Origin of the sequence: Kitasatospora sp. NPDC059088 (assembly GCF_042738155.1) — a bacterium.
GTDB lineage: Bacteria > Actinomycetota > Actinomycetes > Streptomycetales > Streptomycetaceae > Kitasatospora.
In genome coordinates, this window is the sequence record NZ_JBHYGR010000098.1 from 16,323 (window position 1) to 34,954 (window position 18,632).

Here is an 18,632-nt window from a genome sequence, read left to right on the forward strand (position 1 = left end):
TCCTCTCCGCGCGGCCGGTCAGCCGGCCGGTGTGACGGTCAGGTGCGGGAACTCCGAGGTGGTGAGCATGACCCGGGCGCGCTGGACGGCGTTGAAGCCGGTGCCGTACCCCAGCCCGGTGAGGATCTCCCGGCCGGTGCGGCGGCCGTCCGCGGCCTCCTGGATCGCCTTGACCTCGGGCCAGGCGGGCCAGGAGGCCACCTCGGAGGCGTTCGGGTCGGGGTGGTACGCGCCGTCCCGGTCCAGGACGTGGCGGTGGCGCACGGCCGTCGGGCGGTCCAGCACGCCGTCCAGGAACATCCGGTTGCGGTCGGCGTCCGAGACCCTGGTGCCCGTGCCGGCGCGGTCGGGGCGCAGGTAGAACCAGAGCATCGGCGAGTTGTCCAGGTGCAGCAGGTTGACCAGCTGCCAGCGCGCCAGGTCGTCCAACCGCTCGTACGGGGCCAGCAGTTCGGGGTCGGTGAGCTCCGTGGTCCAGAGGAACCGCCGGCGCATCTTGTCGAAGCCGTTGACCTTCGGGGCCTCCAGCAGCAGGCCGCACTCCCTGGCCAGCCCGGCCAGCGAGTCGACGTCGTAGGAGGTCTCGCAGGGGTTCATCCAGCGGTCCGCCCAGGCGGGTTCGGGGCTGCGCCGGGTGTCCTCCAGGTGCTTCGTCATGGTGCTCTCGACCTGGAGCGAGCCGGCCAGGCTCCGGGCGAGGGCGTACCGCTCGCGGTGGCCGTGCTCGGACTCGGGGGCCAGGATCCGCAGCGCCGCCTGGAAGGACTCGGCCTCCCGGCGGTGGAAGCGGTTGTAGACCATGAGTTCGAGCACGCCGTCGTCCCGCACCGCCGCGGACAGCCGCTCCAGGCAGCGCCGCGGCTCCGGGTTGTGGTGGATCACCCCGGTGCAGACGACCAGGTCGAACTCCCGGTCGTACCCGGCCTGGGTGATGCCCTGCTGCACCAGCCGCAGGTTGGTCACCCCGAGCTGCTCGGCGTTCTGTCGGCAGATGGCGAGCGACTCCGCGGAGACGTCGGTGCCGAGCACCTCGGCCGCGGGGAACTGGAGCGCCGTGATCAGCGCCTGGTTGGTCCCGCAGCCGGCCACCCAGATCCGGCGGATCGGCCCGAGGCCGGCCCGGCCGGTCTCCTGGCGGATCAGGGCGGCGTGGAAGTCGGGGTCGCTCATCCGGTCGAAGTAGACCGGCTTCCACGGGTAGGGGAACGTCCCGTAGAACTCGGAGACGGTGTTCTCGTGCCCGATCAGCCCGTGCGGCGTCGACACTTGTGCTACTCCCATTCGCTCAGGGTTGCGGTGCGGATCGGCGGCCGATCAGATCAGGGTCACCGAGCGGTCGAGCAGGGACAGCGCTCCGATGCCCACCCGCAGGCCGTCGTTGGCATGGGTCAGGCTGGCCGACCGCAGGTCGCGGAAGTGCCGCTCCAGGGGGATCGGGGCGTCCTGGAGGTAGCCCAGCCGCAGTCCGCCCAGCTGCACCATGTTGTCGACCGCCCGGAAGGCCAGGTCGGAGGTGGCCACCTTGAGGGCGTTGAGCTGGAGTTGGGTCCGCGGGTGGGCCAGCGAGCGGCCCTCGGCGCGGGCCAGGTCGACCTCCTCGCGGACCCGGGTGAGGTAGGCGCTGGCGAGTTCGAGGTCCACCCGGATCCGGGCGAGCCGCTCGTGGAAGAGGTCGGAGGCGCCCTCGGCCCGGCCGGACTTCCAGAGGAAGCGCACCAGTTCGCTCAGCGCGCCGCGGGCGGCGCCCAGCCAGCAGGCGGCCCAGGCGAGGTGCGAGACCGGGATCATGCTCTCCCGCGCCACGTCGGCGAAGCGGCCGGAGCCGCCGATGACGTTCCGGGCCGGGGCGCTGCCCTTGATGACCATCCCGACGCTCTCGGTGGCCCGCATGCCGAGCGCGTTCCACTCCCCGGTGGTCGCCAGTTCCAGGTCCGCGCGGTCGGCGTAGACCAGCGAGACCTCGTGCTCCGAGGCCTCCGCGCCGGCCCGCATGCTGATCAGGTACCCGTCGGCGTGCGCGCCGCCGGTCACCACCGGGGCGATCCGGTCGATGCCGACCCGGTCGCCGTCGGGGACCAGCGGGCTGTTGGCGGTGAACAGGCTGGCGCCCCGGCCCTGTTCGCTGGTGACGGAGGCGATGAAGAGCTCCTCCGTACCGATCCGGGTGAGCAGGTCGGCCTTGAGCGCCGCGCTGCCGTACCGGACCACCGCGTCGACGTGCGACACGTGCATCGCCCAGATCTGGGCGGTGGACAGGCAGGCGCCGGCCAGTTCCTGCGCGACCTCGGTCCACAGCCGGGTGGAGGCGCCGGAGCCGCCGTACTCCTGCGGGACGGTCAGGCTGAGCAGCCGGTGCTCGCGCAGGGTCTCCAGCGACGCGGCCGGAAAGGCCGCGCGCCGGTCGGACTCGGCGGCCTGTTCGCGCAGGACCGGCAGGATCCCGGCCACGAGCTCGGCCGCGGCCGCCGTCATCAGCCGTCCTTCCGAACCGCGTGGCCCGCCTGCGCGAGGGTTTCGGAAACCTCGGCCCACAGCGTGGCGGGCGTCGCGAAGATCTGGAAGTTGAGCAACTCGAAGGCGAACTCGACGTCGTACTCACGCTCCAGCTGCATCATCAGCTGGACGATTCCGATGGAGGTGAGACCGGCTCCCGAGAGATCCAGATCAGGAACCAGTTCGGCGCCACCGGAAATCCCGGGGACGACCTTCAGGAGTACTTTCTCGAAACGGTCGTCCCATGGCCTGCTCACGGTGTTGCCCCTCCCGCTGTACGGAAAACCATCGCTGCTTCTGGTGAATGCGACTGAATTCGGCCGCGCGATTCAGGACGCGTCGGCCGGCGACCCCGACGTGGATTTCAGGAGGTCTCGCCGGCCATTGCCCGGCGCAGACTCAGCGGACGCATGTCGGTCCACACCTCGGCGATGCGGTCGAGGCATTCCTGCTTGGTCCCGGTGAACCCGGGCGCGGTCCAGCCGGCCGGCGGGGTGCTCTCCGCAGGCCAAACCGAGTACTGCTCCTCGTGGTTGACGACGACCTGGTAGGACCGGAGGTCCTCGTCGCTCTGCTCGCTCACGTGTCCCTCTTTCCGATCAAGGCCTGCCCCCGCACACCCGTCGACACGTATTTCCGCCCGGGTTCCTCATCGGCCGATCGAACGGCCGGGCAATCCGGCAACGGCGGGGCCGAACGCCTCGCGGCGGCCATAAGTCCGGTTCCGGGCAGGGGCTTCGATGCCAATGATCCTCTCCGCGTCCCACCCCGCTGTCAATGGTCGGAAGAGAAGTAGGGACGCCCGGACCGGGGCCCGTCCGGGCCGATATCCATATCCATCCCAACCAGGACAGAACCGCACTATTCCGGCCCGCCGCCCCAACTCCCGCGGCACACCCGGAAAACGGCTGTTGACAGGAGCATCGCCAACGCTAAGATCGACTTGGATCGACTTAGTGACTGCCGTCTGCGCACCGGAAGACCATATCGACGCCGCCCCCCACCTCGCGGCCGATAAATGGGATGAAGAAAGGTCACGGCGCTTTGAGCAGCAATGAAAGCCCCAGCCCGGAGACGTTCGAGCCGGACGTCTTTCCGGCGGCCAAGGCGCAGGAGCAGCTGTACTTCGTGCAGCAGGTCATCGGCGACTCCCCCGCCTACCACGTCCCGGTCGTCTTCGCCCTGACCGGCCGGCTCGACCCGGCGGCCCTGGAGCGCGCGGTGCGCCGGGTGGCCCTGCGGCACGAGGCGCTGCGGACGCACTTCACCCTCGGCGACGACGGGCTCCAGCAGGTGGTCACCGATCGCCCCGCCGACTGGCGGATCGTCGACTGCGCGTCCGAGGACGAACTGGGCTCCCGGCTGCGGTCGGAGACCGACCGGCCGTTCGACCTGGAGTCGCCCCCGCTGTTCCGCGCCGCCCTGCTGCGGCGCGACGAGCGGACCGCCCTCCTGGTGCTGACGATGCATCACATCGTCTGCGACGGATGGTCCCTGGGCATCGTGGTCGACGAACTGTTCCGCCACTACGACGCGTTCGCGGCCGGTCGGGACCTCGTCCTGCCGGAACCCGAGTTCCAGTACGGCGACTACGCCGACTGGCAGCGCGCCTGGCTGGGCAGCCCCGCCGCCGAGAAGCACCTCGACTTCTGGTCCCGGACCCTCGGCGGGGAGCTGCCGGTCCTGGAACTGCCCGGGGACCGGCCGGCCGGCACCCCGGCCCCCGGCCACGGCGGCGGCCTGCTGAGCTTCCCGCTGGAACCCGAACTGCTGGACGGCCTGCACGCGTTGGCCACCGCGGCCCGCAGCACGCTGTTCACCGTCATGCTCGCCGCGTACCAGGTGCTGCTCGGCCGGTACACCGGGGTCGAGGACGTCATCGTCGGCAGCCCGGTGGCCAACCGCAGCCGGATCGAGTTCGAGCGGACGGTCGGCTTCTTCGTCAACATGGTGGCGATCCGCACCGACCTCGGCCCGGCCGAGTCAGGGGCGGGAGAACCGGGGACGGGAGAACCGGGGCCCACCGGACCGAGCTTCCGCGAACTGCTGACCCGGGTGCGCACCGCCGCGTTACAGGCCCAGGACCACCACGAGCTCCCCTTCGAGTCCGTCGTCCAACTGGTCAACCCGCGCCGCGACCCCGGCCACGACCCGGTCTTCCAGGCCCTGTTCATGCTGGACGACACCACGACCGAGCCGCCCGCGGCGGAGGGACTGGAGATCGTCCCGGTGCCGGTCCACTCCGACACCGCCAAGTTCCAGCTCTCCCTCCAGGTGAACGAGCACGACGACCGGCCGGGCTTCGAACTCGAGTACCGCACCGACCGGTTCACGCCCGAGTGGGCGCAGCGCTTCGCCGGGCACTACGCCCGGCTGCTGCGGCTGGTGGTCGAGCAGCCCGACCGCCCGCTCGACGCGCTGTTCGAGCTCCCGGCGGCGGAGCGCGCCCCGGACCGCGCCCCGGACGGCGTCGCGGGCCGTGCCGCGGAGGACGGTCGGGACGACGGCTGGGACGACGAGGACGACACCCCGTACGTGGCACCGCGCGACGAGGACGAGCGGATCCTGGCCGAGGTCTGGCAGGAGGCCCTCGGCCGCGGCGACATCGGCATCGACCACAACTACTTCGAGGTCGGCGGCGACTCGATCCTCAGCATCCAGATCCTCTCCCGGGCCCGCCGGCACGGCCTGCGGTTCGAACTGCGGGACCTCCTGGTCGCCCAGACGATCCGCGAGCTGACCCCGCTGGTGACCCGCACCGCCCCCGAGGCCGAAGCGGCCCTGGAGCCCTTCGACCTGCTGACGGCCGCCGACCGGGCCCGGCTGCCGGACGGCCTGGCGGACGCCTATCCGCTCACCTCGCTCCAGGCCGGCATGCTCTACCACAGCGAGCTGGACGCCGTGCACCGCGCCTACCACGACGTCGCCGGCTACCACCTGCGCGGCCCGTACTCGCCGCCGGCCTGGCGCTCCGCCGTCGCCGCCCTGCTGGAGCGGCACGAGCTGCTGCGCACCTCCTTCGCCCTGCGCGACCTCGGCGAGCCGGTCCAGCTGGTGCACCACCAGGTCGCCGAACCGCCGGTCACCTTCGAGGACCTCGGCGCGGTGCCCGCCGACGAGCAGCCGGAGGCGCTGCGCCGCCACTACGCGTGGGAGCGCGAGCACCCCTTCGACTGGGAGCGCCCGCCGCTCATCCGCTTCCACGTGCAGCGCCGCTCGGCCGACACCTTCCAGCTCTGGGTGGTCGAGCACCACGCGATCCTGGACGGCTGGAGCGGCCGGCAGCTGCTGACCGAACTCCTGGAGCTCTACCTCCAGGCCCTCGGGCGCAGCACCCGGGAGCTCGCCCCGCCGCCGCTCGCCCGGTTCCGCTCGCTGGTCGCCCTGGAGCGCGAAGCCGTCGCCGATCCCGGCCAACGCGCCTTCTGGCGCGAGCGGTTGGACGGCATGACGGCGCTGCGGCTGCCGCGCACCGCCCCCGCCGCGGGGGTGCCGGACCTGGTGATGACCGAGTACGAGCTGCCCGGGCAGCTCTCCGCCGACCTGCTGCGGACGGCCGCCGAGCTCGGCGTCCCGGTCCGGATCGCGCTGCTGGCCGCGCACCTGCGGGTGCTGGCGCTGCTCGGCGGCACCGACGACGTGGTCTCGGGCGCGGTCTACAACGGCCGCATCGCCGAGGAGGACGGGGAGCGGGTCGTCGGCCTGTTCCTGAACACCCTGCCGGTGCGCGCCCGGATCGACGACGGCACCACCTGGGCCTCGCTGGTCGCCGACGTCGCCGCGACCGATCTCGCGCTCCAGCCGCACCGCCGGCTCCCGCTCGCCACCATCCAGCAGGACGCCGGCGGCGGGCCGCTGTTCGAGAGCTTCTTCAACTACACCCACTTCCACGCGCCCGACGAGGGCACCGCCGGGGAGCTGGAGATCCTCGACGAGTTCGGCGTGGTGCCGACCAGCTTCCCGTTCGGCGTGGAGTTCATGCGCGACGCCCGGACCGGGCGGATCGGCCTGGGACTGCGGTACGACGCGGCGCAGTTCGCCGCCGAGGAGATCGACCGCTGGGCCGGCTACCACCTGACCGCGCTGCGCTCGCTGGCCGCGGAACCCGCCGCGGGCATCGGCCGGACCGAACTGCCGGCCCCCGCCGAGCTGGCGCAGCTCGACCGCTGGAACGACACCGCGACCACGTACCACCGGCCGCACCTGCTGCACGTCCTGGTCGAGGAGCAGGCCCGGCTGACCCCGGACCGGATCGCGGTGGCCTTCGAGGGCGGCACGCTCTCCTACCGGGAGCTGGACCGCCGGGCGGACGCCCTCGCCCGCCGGCTGGTGGAGCGCGGGGTGGAGCCCGGCGACCGGGTCGGGGTGTGCCTGGAGCGCTCGACCGAGCTGGTGGTCTCGCTGCTGGCGGTCCTCAAGGCGGGCGGCGCCTACGTGCCGATCGACCCGGAGCACCCGGTCGCCCGGATCGCCACGATGGTGACGGAGGCGGCGCCGGCCCTGGTGCTGACCACGACCGCGCTCGCCGAGCGGGTGGAGCCGTCCGGTGCGGCCGTCGAGGCGGTGGACACCGGGAACGCCGACACCGGGAACGCCGACACCGGGCTCCCCGACGCCGGGCTCCCCGTCGGCGGCCCCCGGGTGGCGGTGGACCCGGACGCCCCGGCCTACCTGATCTTCACCTCCGGCTCCACCGGCGTCCCCAAGGGCGTCGTGGTCTCGCACCGGGCGATCTGCAACCGACTGCTGTGGATGCAGGAGGAGTTCGGCCTCACCGAGGCGGACCGGGTGCTGCAGAAGACCCCGTACACCTTCGACGTCTCCGTCTGGGAGTTCTTCTGGCCGCTGGTCCAGGGCGCCCGGCTGGTCGTCGCCGCTCCCGGCGCCCACCGGGAGCCGGAGGAGCTGGCGCAGCTGATCCGCGAACACTCGGTGACCACGGTCCACTTCGTGCCCTCGATGCTCCGGGTCTTCCTGGACCACGCGGACCCGGCGGACTGCGCGAGCCTGCGCCTGGTGGTGTGCAGCGGCGAGGCCCTGCCGGCCGACCTGCGGGACGCCCACCACGAGCGCCTCGACGCGGAGCTGGTCAACCTCTACGGCCCGACCGAGGCCGCCGTCGACGTCACCTGCTGGCGCTGCCGCCCCGGTGACGGCGCGACGGTGCCGATCGGGCACCCGATCGCGAACATCCGGATCCACCTGCTGGACGCCCGGATGAACCGGGTGCCGGTCGGCGTGACCGGCGAGCTGCACATCGGCGGCGTCGGCCTGGCCGACGGCTACCACGGCCGCCCGGACCTCACCGCCGAGCGCTTCGTCGAGCACACCTGGCCGGACGGCACCGCCGAACGCCTCTACCGCACCGGGGACCTCGCCCGGCGCCGCCCGGACGGCGCGATCGACTACCTGGGCCGGGCCGACCAGCAGGTGAAGGTCCGCGGCATGCGGATCGAACTGGGCGAGATCGAGGCCGCGCTGACCCGCCACCCGGACGTCCGCGAGGCGGCCGTGGTCCTGCGCGGGCACCGGCTGGCGGCGTACGTGGCGGCCCCGGAGTCCGTCACCGGCGACGCCCTGGCCGCGTACCTCGGCGACACCCTGCCCGAGTACATGCTGCCGAGCGTCTGGACGCGGCTGGAACGGCTGCCGCTGGCCTCCAACGGCAAGGTGGACCGCAAGCTCCTCCCGGAGCCCGGGCCGGCCGCCCTGGCCGGGGAGCGGACCCCCGCGCCGCCGGTCACAGACGTCCAGCGCCGGCTGGTCCGGGTCTGGGAGGAGACCCTCGGGGTCAGCCCGATCGGCATCCACGACAGCTTCTTCGCGCTCGGCGGGCACTCCCTGGTGGCACTCAACCTGGCCATGCGGATCCGGCGCGAGTTCGGCCGCAAGCTCCCCGTCGCGGAGCTCCTGGCGCACAACACCGTGGCCCGGCTGGCCCCGCTGGTGACGGCCCGGGAGTCCGGCGACGAGGACCCGGCCCGGCTGCTGCCGATCCGCCGGGCCGGGGAGGGCGAACCGCTCACCCTGGTCCACCCGGTCGGCGGCGGCGTGTTCTGCTACCTCCCGCTGGCCTCCCAGCTGCGACCGGGCCGACCGGTGTACGGGATCGTCTCGGAGGGCCTGGTCTCCGGCAGCGTGGCCAACCTGTCGGTGGAGCGGATCGCCGAGAGCTACGTCGACCTGCTGGTGGCCAAGCAGCCGAAGGGCCCGTACCACCTGGCCGGCTGGTCCTTCGGCGCGGTGCTGGTCTTCGAGATGGCCTGCCGGCTCCGCCGCCGGGGTGCCGAGGTCGGCTCGCTGAGCATGATCGACGCGGCCTACCCGGGCCAGTTCGACGAGAGCCTGCGCGACGAGGACCTCGCGCTGCTGGTCTTCGTCGACGTGCTGCGGGCCGCCGGGATGGCCGTCCCGGAGCACGACGACGCGGAGTGGGCGGCGGCCCTCGCCGAGTTCCCGACGATCCACGAGAAGCTCCGCTGGCTGGTCGGCCGGCTGCCCACCGCGGAGGACGGCAAGGCCACCGAACTGGAGCAGTGGGAGGCCTACTTCAAGGTCTTCACCACCAACCTCACCGCGCACAACGACTACCGGCCGGGCCGGTACCCGGGCGACGTGGTCTACATCGAGGGCCTGGACGGCGGCGCCATCGGCAGTGCCGGCGCCTGGCGGGCCGCGGTGGACGGCCGGTTCAGCGCGCACACCATCGAGGCCAGCCACTACGACATCCTCCGGCAGCCGCACGTCCGGCAGATGGCCCGGCTGGTGGACCGGGCCCTGGACGGCGCCGCGGTCGGGGCACCGGACGGGGCACCCGGCACCGCCCCGGACGGGACGCCCCGGTGAACGGCGCCGTGGAGCACGCGCGCACCGCCGCCGAACTGGTGATCCCCGCGCGCTACAACGGACCGGACGGCTCGGCCCACGGCGGCTACGCCTGCGCCCGGATCGTCGCCCTGGCCGACGGCCGGCACGGCCCCGACCCGGCGGTGACCCTGCTGGCCCCGCTGCCGCTGGACGCCCCGCTGGAGTTCCGGGCCGGCGAGCGCCGGTCCGGGCTGTGGCACGGCGCCGAGCTGGTGGCCACCGTCACCCGGGCCCGGGACGGACTGCCGCTGCCGCCGCCGGTCGGGCTCCCGGCGGCGCGCGCCGCCGCCGCCGGCTACCTGGGCCGCACCGGCCACCCGTTCCCCACCTGCTGGGCGTGCGGGCCGGAGCGGGCCGAGGACGGCCTGCGGCTGTCCCCCGGTCCGGTGGCCCCGGGCACGGTGGCCTGCACCTGGACCCCGCGCGGCGCCCCCGGCGCGGCCGTACCCGCCGAACAGGTCTGGGGCGCACTCGACTGCCCCGGCGGCTGGGTGACCGACCCGCGCGCCCGCCCGATGGTGCTGAGCCGGATGACCGCCGCGCTCACCGGGCCGGTGCGGGCCGGCCGGGAGTACGAGGTGGTGGCCGCCCGGCACGCGACCCACGGGCGGACGGTGGTCAACCTCACCGCCCTGTACGACGCGGACGGGCGGCCGCTCGCGCGGGCCACCGCGCTGTGGACGGAGGTCCGACCTCCCGACGACCCCGCCGCCCGACCACCCCACCGCCCGACGACACGCCAGTCGCCCACGAAACCGGGCCCGTGACCGGCACGGTCCGGACCGCCCCGAAGGGACAGTTGATCAGCCCATGGCCACGGTAGACACCGCAGTGGTCCCCACCGGGGGCCTGACGTCCGTGTGCGACCGCTTCGCGTCCGTCGCGCGCGACCGGGCCGGCGCCACCGCCGTCCGGTCCGGCGCCACCCGCCTGTCCTACCGGGAGCTGGACGCCCGGGCGGAGGCCCTCGCGGCCCGGCTCCGGGCCGTCGGCGTGCGGCGCGGCGACCGGGTCGGGGTGCGCGTCGACCGCTCGGCGGAGCAGGTGACCGCCCTGCTCGGCGTGCTCAAGGCCGGGGCCGCGTACGTCGCGGTCGACCCCCAGGACCCGCCGGCCCGCGCCACCGCCCTGCTGGCCGACGCCGGCGCCCGGGCGGTGCTGGCCGGTCCGGACCTCACCCTCACCGTGCTCACCGGGGCCGACGCGAGCGGGGCCGCCCTGAGCGGGCCCGACACGCCCCCCGGCCCCGAGGACACCGCCTACGTCGCGTACACCTCCGGCTCCACCGGCCGCCCCAAGGGCGTCAGCGTCCCGCACCGGGCCGTGCACCGCCTGGTGGTCGGCGGCGACCCGCTGGCCTTCCGCCCCGAGGACGTCTTCCTGGCCCACGCCCCGATCGCCTTCGACGCCTCCACCCTGGAGGTCTGGGGCGCCCTGCTGAACGGCGCCTGCCTGGTCGTCGCACCGCCCGGGCCGCTCGGGCCGGGCGAGTTGACCGAGCTGGTCCGCGAGGCCGGGGTCACCGTGCTGTGGCTGACCGCCGGCCTGTTCCACCAGGTGGTCGACGCCGGGCTCCCCCCGCTGCCGGCGCTGCGCTACCTGGTGGCCGGCGGCGACGTCCTCTCCCCCGCCCACGTCGACCGCGCGGCCGCCGCGCTGCCGAACGGCGTCGTGGTCAACGGCTACGGGCCGACCGAGAACACCACCTTCACCTGCTGCCACCCGGTGCGCGAACCCCTGGACGGGCGCCCGGTGCCGATCGGCCGTCCGATCGGCGGCACCCGGGTGCACGTGCTGGACGAGCGGCTGCGGCCGGTGCCCGTGGGCGGGACCGGCACGCTCTTCGCCGCCGGCCCGGGGCTGGCCCACGGCTACCTCGGCCGCCCCGACCTGACCGCCGAACGCTTCCTCCCCGACCCCTTCGCCGCCGAGCCCGGCGCCCGGATGTACGACACCGGCGACCGGGTCCGGCAGGCCCCGGACGGCACCCTCGCCTTCCTCGGCCGGACCGACACCCAGGTGAAGCTCCGCGGCTTCCGGGTCGAACTCGGCGAGGTCGAGGCCGCCGTGAGCGCCCACCCCGACGTCCGCTCCGCCGTGGTGGTGCTCCAGCAGCGGGCCGACGGCGACCGCCGGCTCGCCGCCTTCTACCAGGGCGAGGTCGAACTGCTCTCCGCCGAACTGCGCGCCGGCCTCGCCGCCGAACTGCCGCGCCACCTCGTCCCGAGCACCTTCACCTGGCTGGAGGCCCTGCCGCTGACCCCCAACGGCAAGGTCGACCGCACCGCCCTGGCGCAGCGCCGCGGCCGCGAGCGCGAGGACGTCGGCAGCGAGCACCGGCCCCCGCACGGCGCCGCCGAGGAGTGGCTGACCCGGTTGTGGGAGGAGGTCATGGAGATCGACGGGATCGGCGCCGACGACGACTTCTTCGAACTGGGCGGCCACTCGCTGATGGCCACCCGGATCACCGGTGAGATCTCCGCCGAGACGGACCTGCTGATCACCGCCCGGACCTTCTACGAGAACCCGACCGTGGCCGAGCTGGCCCTGCGGGTCGTCGAGGCCGCGGCCGAGGAGGGCGCCGATCCCGAGGTGCTGCGCGAGCACGACGGAGCCGGCCGATGAGGATCACCGCGCAGCCCCGCCCGGAGCGGATCGACCCGGACTCGGTGGACCTCGGCGACCCGGCCTTCTACGCCGAGGGCGATCCGCACCCGGTCTGGACGGTCATGCGCCGGGAGGCACCGGTGCACCGCCGGACCCTCCCGGACGGCCGGTCCTTCCTCTCGGTGACCCGGCACGCCGACGTCAGCGCCGTCCTGCGCGACCACACCCGCTTCACCTCCCGCCGGGGCACCATGCTGTCGATCCTCGGCGAACGCGACCCGGCGGGCGACAAGATGATGGCCGCCTGCGACCCGCCGGTGCACGGCGCCCTGCGCGAGCCGATGGCCCGGGTGCTCTCCTTCGCCCGGCTGCGCCCCCACCAGGAGGCGATCCGCCGCCTGGTGCGCACCCTGCTCCAACCGCTCGCCGACGGCGGCCCGCTGGACCTCGCGGCGGCCGCCACCGGCTTCCCGATGGCCTTCACCGGCGCCCTGATGGGCCTGCCGGAGCAGGACTGGGAGTACCTGGCCCGGCTCACCACCATGGCCGTCGCCCCGGAGGACGCCGCCTTCCACCAGGTCGGCGGGGGCGCCAAGCTGGTCCGCGCGCACCACGAGCTGTTCGCGTACTTCGCCGAGCAGGCCCGCTCCCGCGGGCCCCGGGACGACCTGGTCGGCTTCCTGCGGAGCATGCCGGTCGGGGACCGCACCATGCGCCGCGAGGAGCTCGTCTACAACTGCTACAGCCTGCTGCTGGGCGCCAACGTCACCACGCCGCACGCGATGGCCGCGACCGTCCTGGCCTTCACCGAGCACCCGGAGCAGTACCGCCGGCTCGGGGACGGCACCGCCACCGTCGAGGACGCCGTGGAGGAGGGCCTGCGCTGGTCCTCCCCCGCCAACCACTTCATGCGCTACAGCGTGGTCGACACCGAGCTGAGCGGCGTCCCGGTCCGGGCCGGGGAGGCGGTGGTGGCCTGGCTCGGCTCCGCCAACCGGGACGAGCGGGTCTTCGCCGACCCCTTCGCCTTCGACGTGTCCCGCTCCCCCAACCGCCACCTGGCCTTCGGCTTCGGCCCCCACTACTGCATCGGCGCCCCGCTGGCCAGGATCGCGCTGCGGCTCTTCTTCGCCGAAGTGGTGCGGCTCGTCGGGGAGTTCGAGCTCGCCGGCCCGGTCGAGCACCTGCGGTCGAACTTCGTCGCCGGGATCAAGAGCCTGCCGGTGACCGCCAAGCTGCGCTGAGCGCACGAGAGACTCCAGAGGTGAGGTGCTGTATGACGACGGTCAGCAAGCCCGGGAGGTGGCTGCTGCGCCGGCCGTCGCCGGACGCGGCGGCCCGGCTGTTCTGCTTCCCGTACTCCGGGTGCGGCGCGTCCATGTACAACGGGTGGCCGCGGCGGACCGGAGGCGTCGAGCTCTGCGCGGTGCAGCTGCCCGCGCGGGAGAACCGGATGCGGGAGCCGCACCACGGCTCGTACGAGTCGCTGGCCGAGCAGGCCGCCGAGGCGCTCGCGCCCTACCTGGACCGTCCGTTCGGCGTGTTCGGGCACTGCGGCGGGGCGCTGGCCGCGTTCGCCACCGCGCTGCACCTGCAACGGACCGGCCGGCCGGCGCCCACCGCGGTGTTCGTCTCCTCCCAGGTCGCGCCGCACCAGGGGCCGTACGGGCGCTTCCTCGGCCTGGGCCGGGACGAACTGCGCGAGGAACTGGCGCGGTTGACGGTGTCGATGGGCGGCCGGGTCCAGCCGTCGGCCCTCGACCTCGCGCTGGACGTCCTGGAGCAGGACGTGGCGGGCAACCGGAACTACCGGCTGGACGCCCCGGTCGTCCTGGAGGCGGCGGTGCACGCGATCGGCTGGAGCGGGGACGTGGAGATCCGGCCCGACCAGATGGACGGCTGGCGGGAGTACGCGGCCCCCGGCCGCTACCACCCGGTGGTGCTGGCCGGCGAGCACCACGCCTTCCTCAAGGCCCCGGCGGAACTGATGGCACGATTCACCGAGGGACTGGCACTGTGACGTCCGGCAAGCAGATCGGCGTGCTGCGCCGCAACACCGACTTCCGCAACCTGTGGCTCGGCCAGTCCGCGTCGATGCTCGGCTCCAACATGACGGCCGTGGCCGTCCCGCTGATCGCCTCGGTCACGCTCTCGGCCTCGATCTCCGAGCTGGGCGTGCTCAGCGCCGCGAGCTACCTGCCCTACCTGCTGGTGAGCCTGTTCGTCGGAGTCTGGGTGGACCGCAAGCCCAAGCGCCCCATCATCATCGGGGCCGACCTCCTGCGCGGGGCCACGATGATGCTGGTCCCGTGCGCCTGGTGGCTGGACGCCCTGACGGTGCCGCTGCTGGTCGGCGTCGTCCTGCTGGTCGGCCTGTGCAGCGTGGTGGCGGACATCGGCAACGCCTCCCTGCTGCCGGCCCTGGTCGAGCGCGACGACCTGATCGAGGGCAACAGCAAGCTGGAGCTGAGCAGTTCGGTCTCCAACATCGGCGGCCACTCGCTCGGCGGGGTGATCGTCCAGGCCCTGACCGGCCCGGTCGCGATGGCCCTCAACGCCGCCACCTTCGTGGTCTCCGCCCTGTTCACCTCGCGGATCCGGCGGCGCGAGCCTGCCCCGGAGAGCACCGGCGGGCCCGGCTCGGTCTGGAAGGACGCGGCCGAGGGCGCCCGCTTCGTCCTGGGCAACCCGCTGCTGCGGGTCCTGGTGCTCGCCACCCTGGTCGCCAACTTCTTCGCGCTGGCCTGCGAACCGCTCTTCCTCGCCTTCGTGACCCGCAACCTGGACCTCGCCCCGACCTTCGTCGGCGTCATCCTGGCCTCCTCGGGCGCGGGCGCCCTGATCGGGGCGGTACTGGCGGGGCCGATGAGCCGACGGATGCCGCTGGGCCGGCTGCTGGTGTTCACCTCGACCGCGATCGGCCTGGCCTCGCTGCTGACCCCGCTGGCCACCGTGGTGCCGGAGGCGGCGGCGATCGTGCTGCTGCTGGTGATGCACGTGGTGAACTCCGCGATGGTGATCGTCTGCAACATCAACCTGCGCGCCTACCGCACCTCCATCACCCCGGACGAACTCCAGGGCCGGATGACCGCCGTGGTGCGGATGGTCGTCATGGGCGGCGCCCCGCTGGGAGCCGTCTTCGGCGGCTTCCTCGGCGACCGGATCGGCGTCTCCCCGGCCCTGGTGTTCGCCTCGGTGGGCCTCCTGGTGGCCGCCGTGATCATCGCCCTGTCACCGGTCCGGCGGGTGACCGAGATCCCCGGGGCGGCCGCCGACCCGGCGCCGACCGCGGACCACGGGTCGGCCCAGGCCGACCCCGTCGAGGGGGTCCCGGTTGACTAGCCCCACCGAGCTGCCCGCCGCCACCGCGCTGCGGGAGGGCCCCGGCCGCGGCACGGGCACCGGCCGCAGCGCGGGCACCGGCCGGGCCTTCGGCACCTTCGGCGAACTGCTGCAGGGCGCACTGCCCGACGACGGCCCGGAGTTCCTGGTCACCCTCCCGATCGCCGGATGGAGCACCGCGACCTTCCGCTACGACCCGCAGGAGCCCGCGGTCTCCGTCCGGCCCGCCCACAAGGCCAAGTCCCGGCGGCTGGCCGGGCTGCTGCTGGAGCTGACCGGGCGGCCCGGCGGCGGCGAACTGGACCTGACCGGTGAACTGCCCGAGGGCAAGGGGCTGGCCAGCTCCTCCGCCGACCTGGTGGCCACCGCCCGGGCCGTCGCGGCGGCGCTGCGCACACCCCTGCCGCCGACCGCGGTCGAGGCCCTGCTGCGGCGGATCGAACCGACCGACGGCGTGATGTACGACGGCATCGTCTCCTTCCTGCACCGGGACGTCCGGCTGCGCGAGCGGCTCGGCTACCTGCCGTCGATGACCGTCCTCGCCCACGACGAGGGCGGCCGGGTCGACACCGTCGGCTTCAACCGGATCCCCAAGGACTACACCGACGAGGAACGCCGGGAGTACGGCCGGCTGCTGACCGCGCTGGGCACGGCGGTGCGCACCGGGGACCTCGCCGAGGTCGGCCGGATCGCCACCCGCAGCACCGAACTGAGCCTGCGGCGGCGGCCGCACCGCGGCTCCGGGGAGCTGCGCGCGCTCTGCGCGGAGCTCGACGGCCTCGGGCTGGTCCGCGCGCACAGCGGCACCAACCTGGGCGTCCTGCTGCCCGCCGGCGACCCGGAGCTGGCCGCGAAGGTCGAGCACGCCCGGGCCGCCTGCCGGTCCGTCGGCGGCACCGTGTCGGTGCACCGCACGCTCGGGCCCGAGGAGTTCGCCGCCGCACCGGAGCCCACCGCCGTACCGGAGTTCACCGCCGTACCGGAGTTCACCGCCGTACCGGCCGCACCCGGCGCCGGGGAAGGACAGCCGCATGCGCGCTGACGCCACACCGGACGGCTCGGCCCCGGACGGGACCGACGGGTCCACCCTCACCGGGCTGCTGGCCCGCCGGATGGCGCGCTGCCCGGACGCGACGGCCGTGCTGTGCGGCGCCGAACGGCTGAGCCACCGGGAACTGGACGAGCGCGCCAACCGGCTGGCCCGCGAGCTGATCGCGCGCGGGATCGGCCCGGAGCACCTGGTGGCGGTGGCCCTGGAACGGTCGGTCACGCTGCTGGTGGCCCTCCTCGGGGTGCTCAAGGCCGGCGCCGCCTACGTCCCGGTGGACCCGGGGTACCCGGCGGAACGCCTCGACCAGGTGCTCCGGGACGCCGAACCGGCGCTGCTGCTCACGGTCGCCCCGACCACCGGGGCGCTGCCCCGCACCCCAGCCCCGGTGCTGCTACTGGATTCCGCCGCGACCGGTCTCGCCCTGGCCGGCCGCAGCGCCGCCCCGGTGCGGGACGCCGAACGCCTGCGGCGGCTGCGGCCCCAGCACCCGGCGTACGTCATCTACACCTCCGGCTCCACCGGCCGGCCCAAGGGCGTCGTGCTGTGCCACGCCTCGGTGGTCAACTACCTGACCTGGGCGGCGCGTTCCTACCCCAGCACGGGCGGGGTGGCGCTGGTCCAGTCCTCGGTCGCCTTCGACCTGACCGTGACCGGCCTGTTCGCCCCCCTGCTGGCGGGCGGCGCGGTGCACCTGGCGGGCGGCCGCGGCGGCGGCCGGGCCGCACTGCGCGAGCACCCGTGCACCTTCCTCAAGGCGACCCCGGGGCACCTGCCGCTCCTCGACCTGCTCCCGGCGGAGTTCTCCCCCCGCCGTGAACTGGTCCTCGGCGGTGAGCAGTTGCTCGGTGCCGCGCTCGCCGGCTGGCGGGCCCGGCACCCGGAGGCCACCGTGGTCAACGAGTACGGGCCGACCGAGGCCACCGTCGGCTGCACGGAGTACCGGATCGAACCGGGCGCGGAGCTGCCGCCCGGTCCCGTCCCGATCGGCACCGCCATCGACGGCGTCGGGCTCCACGTCCTGGACGCACGGCTGCGGCCGGTCGACGGGCCGGAGGCCGAGGGCGAACTGTACGTGTCCGGCGCCGCGCTGGCCCGCGGCTACCTCGGACGGCCGGATCTGACCGCCGAGCGCTTCCTGCCCTGCCCGGACGGCCCGCCCGGGGCCCGGATGTACCGGACCGGCGACCTGGTGCGGCGCACCGCGGACGGCGGGCTGTGCTACCTCGGCCGGGCCGACCGCCAGGTGAAGGTCAAGGGGTTCCGGATCGAACCCGCCGAGGTGGAGGCCGCGCTGCTCGGCCACCCGGCGGTGGCCCAGGCGGCCGTCTTCGTCCAGCCCGCCGAACCGGGCGCCCCGGGGGACCGGCTGGCCGCCTGCGTGGTGCTGCGCACCGGCCGCGCGGAGCGGGCCGAGGAGCTCCGCGCCCATCTGGTCGCCCGGTTGCCCGAGTTCATGGTGCCGACCCTCCTGACCGTCCTCCCGGAGATCCCGCTGACCCCCGGCGGAAAAGTCGACCGGGACGCCCTGGTGGCGCGGAATTCCCTTGCCACCGAGGCCCCTTCCGTCCTTTCCTGAATGAACGACCCGTCATATTCCCGACCGTGTCGCACAAACCCACTGCTAGGATCTGCCAAATGCGCGCACTCGACGACAACGAAGTCCGTGAATCCTTCGTCAACTGCACCAAGGGAGAGGCGCGCAGGCTCAGCCTTCCCCGCAACCTCTCCGAACTCCCCTGGGACGACCTGGACTTCCTGGGATGGCGGGATCCGGGCGCGCCCGACCGCGGCTACCTGGTGGTGGAGCGGGGCGACGGCCTGGTGGGGATCACCCTGCGGTCGCCGAACGTCCGGCGCAGCCTGACGAAGACCAACGTCTGCTCGCTGTGCATCACCATCCACGGCGGCAGCGGGGTCGCCCTGCTCTCCGCCCGGCTGGCCGGCCCGGCCGGGCGCGAGGGGAACACCGTCGGCACGTACATCTGCGCCGACCTGGCCTGTTCGCTGTACGTGCGCGGCAAGCGCAGGTCGGCCTCGGTCAGCCGCCCCGAGGAGTCGCTCTCGCTGGAGGAGCAGATCGCCCGCACGATGACCAACCTCGACGCCTTCGTGGCGCAGGTGCTCAAGAAGGTGTGACCCGCGGGCCGCGGGCGGCGAACCGCGGACGCGGGAGGCCGGAGGCCGACGACCCGGGGGGTCGTGGGCCTCCGGCGGCATGCCACCCCGGCCTCGTGGCCCCGGTCTCGTCACCCCGGCGGGGTTGGGCGCCCGC

At 74.1% G+C, this 18,632-nt stretch carries 13 protein-coding genes; 9 read left to right on the plus strand and 4 right to left on the minus strand.

From position 1 onward, the window contains the following. Nucleotides 1-18 precede the first annotated feature (18 nt). From ACFWXO_RS32700 to ACFWXO_RS32715, 4 genes are all read right to left on the minus strand, one after another. Nucleotides 19-1,281, minus strand: coding sequence for a class I SAM-dependent methyltransferase (locus tag ACFWXO_RS32700; RefSeq protein WP_375890464.1), 1,263 nt, complete (start codon nt 1,279-1,281; stop codon nt 19-21). Nucleotides 1,282-1,314: 33 nt separating this feature from the next. Beyond that, complete coding sequence (locus tag ACFWXO_RS32705; protein ID WP_380528431.1) at nt 1,315-2,472, minus strand: acyl-CoA dehydrogenase family protein; 1,158 nt, start codon at nt 2,470-2,472, stop codon at nt 1,315-1,317. Continuing rightward, complete coding sequence (locus ACFWXO_RS32710) at nt 2,472-2,750, minus strand: phosphopantetheine-binding protein (protein WP_375890467.1); 279 nt, start codon at nt 2,748-2,750, stop codon at nt 2,472-2,474. Before ACFWXO_RS32710 ends, ACFWXO_RS32705 begins: the two co-directional genes overlap by 1 nt. Before the next feature lie 107 nt (nt 2,751-2,857). Further along, nucleotides 2,858-3,076, minus strand: a complete 219-nt coding sequence (locus ACFWXO_RS32715) for an MbtH family protein (RefSeq protein WP_375890468.1) — start codon at nt 3,074-3,076, stop codon at nt 2,858-2,860. A 461-nt stretch (nt 3,077-3,537) separates the two neighbouring features. On the opposite strand from ACFWXO_RS32715, the gene ACFWXO_RS32720 reads away from it, so the two are divergent. From ACFWXO_RS32720 to ACFWXO_RS32760, 9 genes are read left to right on the plus strand one after another with little or no spacing between them, the layout of a single operon-like run. After that, nucleotides 3,538-9,339, plus strand: coding sequence for an amino acid adenylation domain-containing protein (locus ACFWXO_RS32720; protein WP_380528434.1), 5,802 nt, complete (start codon nt 3,538-3,540; stop codon nt 9,337-9,339). Further along, nucleotides 9,336-10,127 (plus strand): hypothetical protein, encoded by a 792-nt coding sequence (locus ACFWXO_RS32725; protein WP_380528436.1) that lies wholly within the window; start codon nt 9,336-9,338, stop codon nt 10,125-10,127. The genes ACFWXO_RS32720 and ACFWXO_RS32725 overlap by 4 nt, the downstream gene beginning before the upstream one ends. A 43-nt stretch (nt 10,128-10,170) precedes the next feature. Continuing rightward, nucleotides 10,171-11,985, plus strand: a complete 1,815-nt coding sequence (locus ACFWXO_RS32730; RefSeq protein WP_380528438.1) for a non-ribosomal peptide synthetase — start codon at nt 10,171-10,173, stop codon at nt 11,983-11,985. Beyond that, nucleotides 11,982-13,211, plus strand: a complete 1,230-nt coding sequence (locus tag ACFWXO_RS32735; protein WP_380528440.1) for a cytochrome P450 — start codon at nt 11,982-11,984, stop codon at nt 13,209-13,211. The genes ACFWXO_RS32730 and ACFWXO_RS32735 overlap by 4 nt, the downstream gene beginning before the upstream one ends. Before the next feature lie 32 nt (nt 13,212-13,243). Next, a complete protein-coding gene (locus ACFWXO_RS32740; protein WP_380528442.1) occupies nt 13,244-13,987 on the plus strand; it encodes a thioesterase II family protein in 744 nt (247 codons plus the stop codon). Then, nucleotides 13,984-15,309 carry an MFS transporter gene (locus tag ACFWXO_RS32745; RefSeq protein WP_375890480.1) on the plus strand — a complete coding sequence of 442 codons (1,326 nt, stop codon included), beginning with the start codon at nt 13,984-13,986 and terminating at the stop codon, nt 15,307-15,309. The genes ACFWXO_RS32740 and ACFWXO_RS32745 overlap by 4 nt, the downstream gene beginning before the upstream one ends. Then, nucleotides 15,302-16,351: a kinase gene (locus ACFWXO_RS32750; protein WP_380528444.1), complete on the plus strand. Its 1,050-nt coding sequence runs from the start codon at nt 15,302-15,304 to the stop codon at nt 16,349-16,351. The genes ACFWXO_RS32745 and ACFWXO_RS32750 overlap by 8 nt, the downstream gene beginning before the upstream one ends. Further along, complete coding sequence (locus tag ACFWXO_RS32755) at nt 16,341-17,936, plus strand: amino acid adenylation domain-containing protein (RefSeq protein WP_380528445.1); 1,596 nt, start codon at nt 16,341-16,343, stop codon at nt 17,934-17,936. Before ACFWXO_RS32750 ends, ACFWXO_RS32755 begins: the two co-directional genes overlap by 11 nt. Before the next feature lie 59 nt (nt 17,937-17,995). Beyond that, nucleotides 17,996-18,496 (plus strand): FBP domain-containing protein, encoded by a 501-nt coding sequence (locus ACFWXO_RS32760; RefSeq protein WP_375890486.1) that lies wholly within the window; start codon nt 17,996-17,998, stop codon nt 18,494-18,496. Nucleotides 18,497-18,632: the final 136 nt, after the last annotated feature.

Bases quoted from the DNA above. Each gene is read 5' to 3' on its own strand.
- ACFWXO_RS32700 (WP_375890464.1), bottom strand. From the start codon at position 1,281: ATGGGAGTAGCACAAGTGTCGACGCCGCACGGGCTGATCGGGCACGAG.
- ACFWXO_RS32705 (WP_380528431.1), bottom strand. From the start codon at position 2,472: ATGACGGCGGCCGCGGCCGAGCTCGTGGCCGGGATCCTGCCGGTCCTG.
- ACFWXO_RS32730 (WP_380528438.1), top strand. From the start codon at position 10,171: ATGGCCACGGTAGACACCGCAGTGGTCCCCACCGGGGGCCTGACGTCC.
- ACFWXO_RS32735 (WP_380528440.1), top strand. From the start codon at position 11,982: ATGAGGATCACCGCGCAGCCCCGCCCGGAGCGGATCGACCCGGACTCG.
- ACFWXO_RS32740 (WP_380528442.1), top strand. From the start codon at position 13,244: ATGACGACGGTCAGCAAGCCCGGGAGGTGGCTGCTGCGCCGGCCGTCG.
- ACFWXO_RS32755 (WP_380528445.1), top strand. From the start codon at position 16,341: ATGCGCGCTGACGCCACACCGGACGGCTCGGCCCCGGACGGGACCGAC.
- ACFWXO_RS32760 (WP_375890486.1), top strand. From the start codon at position 17,996: ATGCGCGCACTCGACGACAACGAAGTCCGTGAATCCTTCGTCAACTGC.